This is a genomic window from Nocardia arthritidis NBRC 100137 (genome assembly GCF_001612765.1).
Taxonomy (GTDB): domain Bacteria; phylum Actinomycetota; class Actinomycetes; order Mycobacteriales; family Mycobacteriaceae; genus Nocardia; species Nocardia arthritidis.
On the sequence record NZ_BDBB01000067.1, the window covers coordinates 18,804 to 28,692 of the forward strand.

Sequence of the window (9,889 nt, forward strand, 5' to 3'; positions counted from 1 at the left end):
AATCAGCTGAAGCCATCGCAACTCTCGACGTTCACCCACGTGCACGCGATCCCATCCCGGCCCGGCTCCCGGACCGCCGATTGGCGCGCCGATGAACGGCCTCCGCGATGCCGACCCCGTCACCACCACAGAGCAACACGCAATCACGTTCCAGCAGACGCACGAGCTGGCCGACCACGACCGCAGCCCCCGGGGAAGGTCCCGTACGCCCGATCTCGTACCGATCACCGGTGTTCGTACGCCGGTCGGTGTCGACACCACCCGCGCGAGCATCGCCCGCGTCTACGACTACAGCCTCGGCGGCAAGGACAACTACGCCGTCGACCGCTACGTCTTCGACGAACTGCGCGAAGTCGCCCCAACCTCGCCGACGCCGCTCGTATGCACCGCCGCTGGGTGCACAGGGTCGTCCGCTACCGTGGGCATCGATCGGTTTCTCGACCTCGGTGCCGGTCAGTCGCGTCGTTCGCCGCTGGTAGCGTTCGAGCAGCCTGGGAACCTGTTCACGGAAGTCCTGCAGCACTGCGGTATCGGGCAAACCGGTCGTCGAACCCGCACCCGGACGATCACCACGCGACCGTCTGCGGGCAGGTCGGCGACGGTCCGGTGGTGGTAGCTGTGGGCTTTCTCCGGCTCCTCACCGCAGCGTGAGCACACCGCCGGGCCGGGCGCTGTCCGGGCCCGCACTACGAGCCTCCAGCCCTCCTCGACAACCCTCATCGATCACCAGCGCTTACAAACCCGAGAACACCAGCCCGACAGCAACATCCGCCTCGCCCACCCAGGCATCCTGCCGTCAGGCGACCACGATCAGCCACCGGAAGAGAGCCCTAGCCGAAGATCAGACGCCCACCTTTCGACATGGTCCAGCGAATCGGAATCCGGGGCGCTGGTACAGACCGTAGGGTTGGCGACGATGGCCGTTCCCAGCGACAGCAGGCAGGAGTCTCATGCCGCCGAACAGTGGGTCCCGTCGTCCGACACAGGAACGTGCGAAGGCGACACGCGAGCATATCCTCAACAGTGCCGCACGCCTGTTCGGAGAACACGGGATCACCGACACTTCGACCAATTCGATCGCCGCCGATGCCGGAGTGAGCGTTGGCACCGTCTACCGCTACTTCTCCGACCGCACGGTCATGGTGGATAAGCTGATCGATCGGCTGGTGGAAGATGCCGAACAGCGCTTCACCGAGCGTGTTTTCGGTCTCGCGGAGCAAACCACCACCGAGCTGGTGGCGTCCATCCTCGGGCTTATCACCGACGAGTTGGTGGCAAACGCTCCGTTGATACGTGCACTTGCGGTCGGAGTCTCGTTCTATGACACCGGCATCCCCGATCTCGAGCTCCGTCTGCGTCTGTTCGCCAAGGTGCTCGTCATCCAGCTGCTCGGCCCAGGCGACGACCACAAATACGACATCATGAGCATCGTGCTGGTCAACACCGGGATCGCTGCAGCGCTCCGCGCGTCGGTACTCGAGATCGACACCCAGCAACATAGACAGGCCCTCACCGTTACCGCGCGTGCCGTCGCGGCGTGGATCGAATCCGAAGGCACGCAGGACTCGGCATAACGCAGTCGAACGCGGAACAATCGGCGCACCGTCAGGTCGTGCGACACCGCGCCGCCCCGGGTGGGCAGACAGGAGCGAGTACGTGACCCCGCCGAAGAAGGCGACTCGTCGTCCGACACAGGAACGCGCGGAGGCCACCCGGGAGCACATTCTCGATACCGCCGCATGCCTGTTCGGGGAACACGGGATCGCCAATACCTCGACCAACCGGATCGCTACCGAGGCCGGGGTGAGCGTCAATACCGTCTACCGACACTTCACCGACCGTGCGGTCATGGTGGACGAGCTGCTGGAAAGGCTACTGGCAAGTATCGAACGGCACCTCATTCGCAGCGTGTCCGATTCCGCTGACAGAACCGTTCTGGAACTGGCCATCACAATTCTCGAGGCCATCACCGACGAACTGGTGGCCAACGCTTCACTGGTGCGGGCGCTGGCGGGAGGGCTGGCCTACTACAACAGCGGTCTCCCGGAATTCGAACCACGCCTGCGCGCGCTGCTGAAAGTTCTGTTGATCCGGGTGCTCGGCCCCTGCAATGAAAATGACCACGATGCAATAGCTTTCGTTCTGATCAACGTCGGTTTCGCGGCAGCAGTCCGCGCCGCGCTACTCGACGCCGACACCGGCGAGCGTCAGGAAGTCATCGTCATGACCGCCCGCCTGATCGCGGCAGGGGCCGAAGCCGAAAGCGCGGCATTGTCAAGCTCCGGATAACCACCACCACTATTGGGCACCGGAGCCGGCAACTGGCCGCTCGGCTGCGTAGCGGTCACATTCAGCAACCGACACCGCGCGCAAACCTGCTCACAACAGGAGGCAGGCAGATGAATAGGGCGAGGATATCCGCCTGGCAGTTCACACGGCGTCGATATGGATATCGGATCGGCTGCGCTTGCTGAACGTGCGGGCGATGAGCGCCGAACGTAGCTGCCACACACCCGACGTGGTGGTGGGATCGAGTCGGGTGACCTGGCTGATGCGCCTGAGCCGATAGTCGACGGTGTTGGTGTGGATCTGCAACGAGCGGGCGGTGCGTTGGCGATTGAGGTTGTTGCTGATATAGCTGCGCAAGGTTTGGAACAGCTCGGGGTGATCGTCGAGCGGGTCCAGCAGCGACCCGAGAGTCTCACGACCCGGACCCGGCCGGGTCAGCTGATACTCCAGCGCCATATCGGCGAAGCGGTACAGGGCGGGGGCACATTGCAGCCGCCGCACCATGTCGAGCAGTTCGTGAGCGCGATCGGCTGCACCGGGCACTGCCGTGGCCGACGCCGTGACAACGACCGCTGTCATCGGTACGCGCGCGGCCACCGACAGCTGGGCGAGCAGTTCGTCGAGCCGCTCATCGCTCAGCGTCGTAGTCGGGATCAGGATCGTCCCGCCGTCCACACTGAGCAGCGCGAGTGCGTTTTCGCCGCAGCGGGTAGCGAGTTCGGCCTGCAGGCGGCGCAGTTTGCGGCGGGCGACGACCTTGCCGTCGAGCATCGGATGCTGCTCGTCCGGGTGTTTCGGAACATCTACTGCCAGAACCGAATACTCTTCGGCGATGCCTATTCCGCCTTCGCGGGCTGTTGTTGCGGTGGTATACCCCCCCAGCAGTGCGGAGGTCAGAGTGTGGACGGCGGTGTGGTGCTCACTGACCGCCGCCTTTTGCTCACGGACATAGGCGCGGGCGACAGTGGTGCTCATGATGTCGAGCATTTCCACCACCAGTTTCACGCTGTCCACCAGAGTGGCGTAGTCCTTCACCGTCGCGTTCGAGACGATGAGGTCCATACCGAGCTTCAATCCTTCATGGATGGCGTGCAGGATCGTGTCGATCGGCATGCCCTCCCCGGCCCAACCGGCCGCCGCATCGGCGAGCCGGCCGGTCTTCGCCGGAATATCCTGCCCGTCCAGCATGCTGACCGACAGCTCGAGGCAGACCCGGGCGACCTCGTCACCGGGCAGCATGGCGGTCGACACGTTCTCGATGGAGTGCCTGGCCAGCTGTCGGGGCACCCCCTGCACGCCCCGTGTGGGTAATGGCATCGGTTCGCTCGAGACGGTCGATCCAGTCCGAAGTGCCCCATTGGCTGTCATCGTCGACTCCCTTCCGCCCAGTTGCTGCGGCTCTACCGGCCGATGGTGCGGCCGGCCGCCGCGCGCGGCCGAACTCCCGCGGCGAACGCATTCGACCTGCGGCCCATGATCGGTTGGTCCAACGATAAGAGGATCCCGAACTCACCTTCCACTCTTCTTTGCCCACCTCTCGGTATCGGTGAATCACGGCGGCAACCTGCGGCGGAAGACCGTTCGTCACAGCTCTCGAAGAAATCTCCCGATGGTTGCGCGAGATGATTGCTCACTTTTTGCGGTTGGGCTCACACGTCGAGCGCGCAGCGAACGTCGGCCAGGAGTTGGGCGATCCTGCTGCCACTGGATCCAGCTGTGGGGGCCCGGTCGCCGCAGTCCGAGGCGGAATGCCCGATTTGGTGCCGACCACATCGTCCATCGGATCGCAGAAGATCGAGCGGTTGGCGATGAACGCCGTTGGAGGGATTTGTTGCCACGCCACGTGCCTCAGACGGGGCGCTCGAAGCGGCGGTGACTGGTGCACACCGAACCTGGGCTGCCGCACGAGTTGGCCATCCCGGCCACCTTCGATTCCCGGCCGATCGACACGCACTCCCGGGTACCCGCAGGACGCGCTGACACAGTCCTGGCCGCAGGCCTCAGGGTAGCGACGTCAGTCGAGCTGCCCGTACTTCGGTCTCGAGCCATGCGCCGATCATCTGAGCGGTCATCGCGATGGCCTCGCGGCGTTTGTGGTCGTCGACCTCCCGGGCCGTTGTGCGTAGCACCGCCGCGAAGCCGATGTTGAGCAGCACGTATGCCATCACGTCATACTTGTGATCGTCCCCCGGACCGAGCAGTTGGATCAACAGCACCTTGACCAGCGGACGCAGACGCAGTTCGAACTCGGGAATGCGGCTGCCATGGGATCGGACTTCGCCGCCCAGCGCCCGCACCAGATGCGCGTTGGCGACCAGCTCTTCGGTGAACAGCTCCAGCATCTTGGTGGATACCTGCGGAACCGAGGGGTGCAGCTGGGTAATCGGGCGCTGCGACAAGTCGGACACCCAGCGGGTAAAGCGCCGCTCCGCGATGTTGAGAAGGCGCTCGAGCAGCTCATCGACGATCGCGGTCCGATCGGGGAAGTACCGATAGACCGTGCCAATGCTCAACCCTGCCTCCGACGCGATCCGGTTCGTCGAGGTTTCAGCGATTCCACACTCGCCGAACAACCGCGCCGCGGTGTCGAGTATCCGCTCCCTTGTTTCCTTCGCGCGCCGCTGGGTCGGGCGACGGCGCTGTCGGACGGCCTTGTGCGGCATCACACTTCCCTGTCTTGGGTTGAAAAATGAGCTTTGCTCATTTTAGCTTCAGCTGTCGAATATCACGGCCGCCTGTTGTAGATTGTCAGACCGTTGAATCGACGGCCGACATTGCGGGAACGGCCGACACCAGCGGTACGCGATATTGGCCATGGGCTGACCCACGGAGGTGCTGATGGCGGCCGGTCAGCTGCCCAGAGGTCGACTGGCGCGGGGTAGCCGGCTGGGTCGACTGGTCGCGGGGCGGGCTGTGCGTGGAGTCGGGACCCGGTTGTCCATGATCGGTCGGCCTGACGAAGCCCGGCAGATACTCGCCGAGCGGTCCGCGCTGCAAGCCGCGCAGCAAATGGTCACAGTGCTCGGCGGGATGAAGGGTGCGGCGATGAAGCTGGGCCAGATGCTGTCGGTTCTCGATGTCGACCTCGTCCCCGAATCCCACCGTGAACTGTTTCGGGAGAAGCTGGCCGAACTTCGAGATCGCGCACCGGAGGTTCCGTTCAGGGCGATGCGGAAGGTCATCGAGGGTGATCTCGGACCGATGTCGCGAGTGTTCGCCGATTTCGAGGAGAGGCCGGTGGCCGCAGCCTCGATCGGCCAGGTGTATCGGGCGGAATTGCATGACGGGCGAATGGTCGCGGTGAAGGTGAAATACCCCGGTGCGGACGAGGCCGTCCAGGCGGACATGCGCAACTTGCAGCTGTTCGCCACGCTGTGGAGATCTGTGCTGCCGAGCGCGGCAGACGCCGCCGTGCTGGACGAGATCGCACGCAACATCCGCGGTGAACTCGACTACCGGCGCGAAGCGCGGACTCAGCACGGAGTCGCCTCGCGCTTCCACGAACATCCCTTCATCACCGTCCCCGATAGCGTCGAAGAACACTGCACGCACCACGTTCTCGTGACAGAGTTCGTCGAAGGCAGGCCCTTCCAAGAGATTCAGACTCTGCCCAGGGCCGACCGAGATCGGATCGGTGAGCTGATCTACCGCTTCTACATCGGTTCGCTGTTCTCCGATTACGAGTTCTGCGGTGACCCGCATCCCGGCAACATCCTTCTGGACAAAGGCGGTCGCCTCGCCTTCGTGGACTTCGGGCTCTATTACAGGATGAAACCCGCGGACGCCGAGTTCGAGCGCGCGTCCCTGCTCGCCGCCGGGGAACACCGGGCCGAGGATCTGTACCAGGCGTGGGTCGGACGCGGCATCATCGACCCGGACGCGAGCGTCACACCACAGGAATGCCTGGAATACGTGTGGGCCGCCTCGGGTTGGCATTTGCTCGACGAGGAGATCACGATCACCCCCGAACTCGCCACCGCGGCAGTGGTGCTCGCCGTCGACCCGAGGGCGGACGAATTCCGCGGTATCCGGCATCAACTGCTTCCGGCTGAGCACGTGTTCTCCAGGCGAGCGGAGTTGTTCACCTTCGCCGCACTCGGTCAGCTCGAGACAACCAACAATTGGCATCGACTGGCCCGTGAGTGGCTCTACGGCGAGCCTCCAGCAACCGATATCGGGCGGACAACGGCACATTGGCGAGCCGGGCGACTGTCGGGCCCTCCTCACCGCTGACCAGGTCATCATCGAACTGCGGAGACGTTGATCCGCTTCTCGACCCATCTTCGCCGATGTTCCCGACCGGCAGACGACGGCGGGCGGTACTACGCACTCGTGGTGTGTCACAACGGCGGGGGCACTAGGTTCTGTCTCCTAATCATCCGAGCAGGCTCATGCTCGCCATCATCGCCGCCGGACGGCATTCGAGGCCGCGGGTTTCACCAGCGGCGGACCCCGCCAGGGAAACCGGTCGCGACCAAAAGACGCGATCAGGGGAGTACAGACCGGTTGATACGGGTCGATACCAGTCCCGCACCCCAAACGCCACGGCCGCGATTACCCAACCCGCACCCGCCTCGGGCCGGGACGCCCGCCAGGAACACCACAGCATCAACAGGATCAGTGGGATGTGACCGAGGGCGAAGGCCTCCATCGACATCGGCGCGATATGCTGCGACACCCACGCCGCGAACCCCGGTCTCTCCTCCAAGGTATGCACGACGTAGACCGCGAACGGCGCGAAGAACAACCATCGAACTCCGGTCAGGTCCCAGCTTCGCCTCGGCTTGCCAGCACGGGCGATTGAACAGACATCGTGGACAACCTCCCACATTAGAATGTCACATGCGAATGTTACCATGCTTTCGGCGGGCGGGATGTTCCATCGCGGCGCGATGAAAGGTGATGCGCGGACAGAGGTCGGCACGGGTGCGCGAGGAGGTCGACATGGGGCGAGGGCATGATCACGGGGTGTCGGTGGCGGATGCCGGTAGCGCCTCCGGGAAATATGTGCGGCGACTGATCCTGGCGATCGGCTTGGGTCTGGTCACGTTCGTGACCCAGCTCGTCGTCGGGTTGTCGACCTCGTCGCTGGCGTTGCTGTCGGATTCCGCGCACGTGTTCGGTGTCGTGATGGCGCTGGTGGCGATCCTGGTGGCCCGCCCCGCGCCCCGGCGGGTCGACCGCTCCTACGGGATGTACCGCGCGGAATGGTCGCGGCACCGGAACTCCTGCCGACTCCTACCACCTCAACCACGGCGCGCGCGCACACCCTGCAGGTCGAAGCCGCCAGCATGGCCGAACGCTGCAAGCGGCTGTCCTGGTAGCCCAACCCACTCGGGATGACCAGTCAGCCCACCGCACCCGCCGATGCAGGCGGCCAACGCGACGCCACGACCGGGCCTGTCGCAACCGCCCGCCCGCCCGAGCCGTCGACCCGGCGCGTCGGCTGCCCCCCGAGGTGGGCGGGTCGGGTCATCGTCGCACCCGGCGTCATCGTCTATCTCGGCCCAGGTGCGGCCGCTGACGAGCATGCCCATCACGCAATCCAATTCGTCTGGGGCCTCGACGGCGAGCTCGACATCGAACTGGGCGAGCATCGCAGGCAGGTCAGAGCCGCCCTCATCCCTGCCGACACCGCACATCGATTCGACGCCCACGGCGGGCGGATCGCCCTGGTGCTGATCGACCGCTCCGGTCGCCGCGGCACCGGCCTACAGCACCGCGCCGTCGACCTGGCGGGCACCGATCTGACACAGCAACTCGCGACGTTCGCGCCACCCGAAACCGACATGACCGCCGAAGAGGCCATCGCCTGGTGCGAGGGTCTGATCACTGCCCTCGGCATCGACGCCATCCCCGCGGCACCGCTCGCGCCGCCCGTCGCGCAAGCCCTCGCCTACCTCCGCGGCGAAATCTCTGGCACACCACGGCTATCCTCGGCCGCCAAGCACGCAAACGTCTCGCCGACCTGGCTCACCCACACCTTCTCCCGGCAGATCGGCATCCCCTTCCGCCGCTACGTGCTATGGATGCGCATCCAACGCGCGGTCGACGAACTGTGCCGCGGCGCCGACCTCACCACCGCCGCCAGCCACGCCGGGTTCAGCGATTCGGCACACCTGAGCCGGGTGTTCCGCACCAACTTCGGGCTGGCGCCCTCGACCCTGCTCTACAACACCACACTCCTCGGCGGCAGCTGAGCGCACCCACAACGACCGCAACATTCAAGCCCGAGACCCCGACCCGACCTACCGTCAGATCATGGACCCCCACCTGCGCCCCACCACGTTCCTGGACTACAACCACCCCCGGCTACAGCAACTCATCGGCGAGCGCGGCTGGACCGACCTGCCCACACCCGACCGCATCGCCGCCGTCTACACCTTCGTCCGCGACGAAATCCCCTTCGGCTACAACGCCTCCGACGACATCCCCGCCTCCGCCGTGCTCGCCGACGGCTACGGCCAATGCAACACCAAAACCACCCTGCTCATGGCGCTGCTGCGCGCCCTCGACGTGCCCACCCGCTTCCACGGCGCGACCATCCACAAAAGCCTGCAACGCGGCATCCTCACCGGCGCGCTTTACCACATCGCACCCCGCGACATCATCCACAGCTGGGCCGAAGTGCAGCACGAGCGACGGTGGGTAGGTCTGGAAGGGGTCATCCTCGACCGCCCATACCTCGACGGAATCCGCGCCAAATTCCCCGACCGACGCGACCGGTTCCTCGGCTACGGCGTCGGCACCACCAACCTCACCCAACCACCCATCGATTGGAACGGCACCGACACCGCCATCCAATCCACCGGCGTCAACAACGACTACGGCACCTACCACGACCCCGACACCTTCTACCGCCAACACGGAACCAACATCCGCGGCCTCCGCGCATGGCTGTTCAACCACCACATCCGGCACATCATGAACCGCAACGCCGCCGCCGTCCGATCCTGCACCCCCAGCAGCCCCTCGGCAGCCCGACTCCGCACGTCTCTGAGCAGCCGCGCGGGTAAGTAGGTCTATCTATGATGACTGCACTGCTACCTCTCGCCTACGGGTACATGCGCGATGACTTGATCCATGATTGCGACCGTGACGCGGGTGAGGACACTTTGCGGGCCGCCGCCAGGTCACTCGGCTACGAGCTGGCCACCGTGTTCCATGAACCATCACCGCAGAGCGGACTACTCCCACCGGCGTTCGTCGACCTGGTCCAGGAATGCCGCCGCGCCGCCGCGCACATGGTGCTCACCTTGGAGGGGCACATGTCGAACACGTCCATGTCCCGACTGGTCCTGCACGAGGTCTTGCACGCACGCGCCGAGGCCGTCGTCCACGAAATAGGAGACTGAGCGCCGCACAGGACTACTGCCCACCTACGTATCCGTCGAAGAAGGCCGTGCTGGCCGTGCAGCGGAAACTGAGGACGATCCGGCGGTCGAACCGAACCAGCCCCTCGATGACCTGGTGCGGCGCGTGAACGCGACAACGCGGGGATGGTGCGGCTATTTCCGGCCCGGTGCCTCATCGGCCCCCTCGCCTATCTGAACCACTAGGTTCTGTCTCCCAATCGACCGAACAGGGTGTTCGGGATGTC

The 9,889-nt window shown here is 65.0% G+C and carries 10 protein-coding genes and 3 pseudogenes; 9 read left to right on the plus strand and 4 right to left on the minus strand.

Annotated elements, in window-relative coordinates; translation table 11 throughout:
- Nucleotides 1-91 precede the first annotated feature (91 nt).
- Nucleotides 92-394 (plus strand): annotated as a pseudogene (locus tag NA8_RS35380) (SAM-dependent methyltransferase); the annotation flags it as partial.
- Between the two features lie 57 nt (nt 395-451).
- Here the strand turns inward: NA8_RS35380 and NA8_RS35385 are convergent.
- Nucleotides 452-714: pseudogene (locus NA8_RS35385) on the minus strand (transposase family protein); the annotation flags it as partial.
- A gap of 236 nt (nt 715-950) precedes the next feature.
- Between NA8_RS35385 and NA8_RS31015 the strand changes: the two are divergent.
- Both NA8_RS31015 and NA8_RS31020 read left to right on the plus strand, forming a co-directional pair.
- Nucleotides 951-1,574 carry a TetR/AcrR family transcriptional regulator gene (locus NA8_RS31015; RefSeq protein WP_063053853.1) on the plus strand — a complete coding sequence of 208 codons (624 nt, stop codon included), beginning with the start codon at nt 951-953 and terminating at the stop codon, nt 1,572-1,574.
- A gap of 82 nt (nt 1,575-1,656) precedes the next feature.
- Nucleotides 1,657-2,289: a TetR/AcrR family transcriptional regulator gene (locus tag NA8_RS31020; protein ID WP_063053854.1), complete on the plus strand. Its 633-nt coding sequence runs from the start codon at nt 1,657-1,659 to the stop codon at nt 2,287-2,289.
- A 141-nt stretch (nt 2,290-2,430) separates the two neighbouring features.
- Here NA8_RS31020 and NA8_RS31025 read toward each other — a convergent pair whose 3' ends face one another.
- A complete protein-coding gene (locus NA8_RS31025; RefSeq protein WP_369690278.1) occupies nt 2,431-3,585 on the minus strand; it encodes a PucR family transcriptional regulator in 1,155 nt (384 codons plus the stop codon).
- A gap of 704 nt (nt 3,586-4,289) precedes the next feature.
- Entirely contained in the window at nt 4,290-4,952 is a 663-nt protein-coding gene (locus NA8_RS31030) for a TetR/AcrR family transcriptional regulator (RefSeq protein ID WP_063053856.1), read from the minus strand.
- A 175-nt stretch (nt 4,953-5,127) separates the two neighbouring features.
- On the opposite strand from NA8_RS31030, the gene NA8_RS31035 reads away from it, so the two are divergent.
- Nucleotides 5,128-6,522, plus strand: coding sequence for an ABC1 kinase family protein (locus NA8_RS31035; protein WP_063053864.1), 1,395 nt, complete (start codon nt 5,128-5,130; stop codon nt 6,520-6,522).
- Nucleotides 6,523-6,664: 142 nt separating this feature from the next.
- On the opposite strand, the gene NA8_RS31040 is transcribed toward NA8_RS31035, so the two are convergent.
- A complete protein-coding gene (locus NA8_RS31040) occupies nt 6,665-7,036 on the minus strand; it encodes a hypothetical protein (RefSeq protein WP_063053857.1) in 372 nt (123 codons plus the stop codon).
- A 197-nt stretch (nt 7,037-7,233) separates the two neighbouring features.
- Between NA8_RS31040 and NA8_RS33295 the strand changes: the two are divergent.
- From NA8_RS33295 to NA8_RS35965, 5 genes and pseudogenes are all read left to right on the plus strand, one after another.
- Nucleotides 7,234-7,497, plus strand: a pseudogene (locus NA8_RS33295) (cation efflux transmembrane domain-containing protein); the annotation flags it as partial.
- A 131-nt stretch (nt 7,498-7,628) separates the two neighbouring features.
- Nucleotides 7,629-8,489, plus strand: a complete 861-nt coding sequence (locus NA8_RS31045; protein WP_063053858.1) for a helix-turn-helix transcriptional regulator — start codon at nt 7,629-7,631, stop codon at nt 8,487-8,489.
- A gap of 61 nt (nt 8,490-8,550) precedes the next feature.
- Nucleotides 8,551-9,309 carry a transglutaminase-like domain-containing protein gene (locus NA8_RS31050; RefSeq protein WP_063053859.1) on the plus strand — a complete coding sequence of 253 codons (759 nt, stop codon included), beginning with the start codon at nt 8,551-8,553 and terminating at the stop codon, nt 9,307-9,309.
- Between the two features lie 8 nt (nt 9,310-9,317).
- The gene (locus NA8_RS31055; RefSeq protein WP_063053860.1) at nt 9,318-9,644 is read left to right on the plus strand and encodes a hypothetical protein; all 327 of its coding nucleotides are present in this window, start codon (nt 9,318-9,320) and stop codon (nt 9,642-9,644) included.
- Between the two features lie 16 nt (nt 9,645-9,660).
- Nucleotides 9,661-9,840, plus strand: coding sequence for a group II intron maturase-specific domain-containing protein (locus NA8_RS35965; RefSeq protein ID WP_084467224.1), 180 nt, complete (start codon nt 9,661-9,663; stop codon nt 9,838-9,840).
- Nucleotides 9,841-9,889 lie beyond the last annotated feature (49 nt).

What these genes read in the sequence shown, in the direction of transcription:
- NA8_RS31015 (WP_063053853.1), top strand. Translation starts at nt 951, where the DNA reads ATGCCGCCGAACAGTGGGTCCCGTCGTCCGACACAGGAACGTGCGAAG.
- NA8_RS31030 (WP_063053856.1), bottom strand. Translation starts at nt 4,952, where the DNA reads ATGCCGCACAAGGCCGTCCGACAGCGCCGTCGCCCGACCCAGCGGCGC.
- NA8_RS31035 (WP_063053864.1), top strand. Translation starts at nt 5,128, where the DNA reads ATGGCGGCCGGTCAGCTGCCCAGAGGTCGACTGGCGCGGGGTAGCCGG.
- NA8_RS31045 (WP_063053858.1), top strand. Translation starts at nt 7,629, where the DNA reads ATGACCAGTCAGCCCACCGCACCCGCCGATGCAGGCGGCCAACGCGAC.
- NA8_RS31050 (WP_063053859.1), top strand. Translation starts at nt 8,551, where the DNA reads ATGGACCCCCACCTGCGCCCCACCACGTTCCTGGACTACAACCACCCC.
- NA8_RS31055 (WP_063053860.1), top strand. Translation starts at nt 9,318, where the DNA reads ATGATGACTGCACTGCTACCTCTCGCCTACGGGTACATGCGCGATGAC.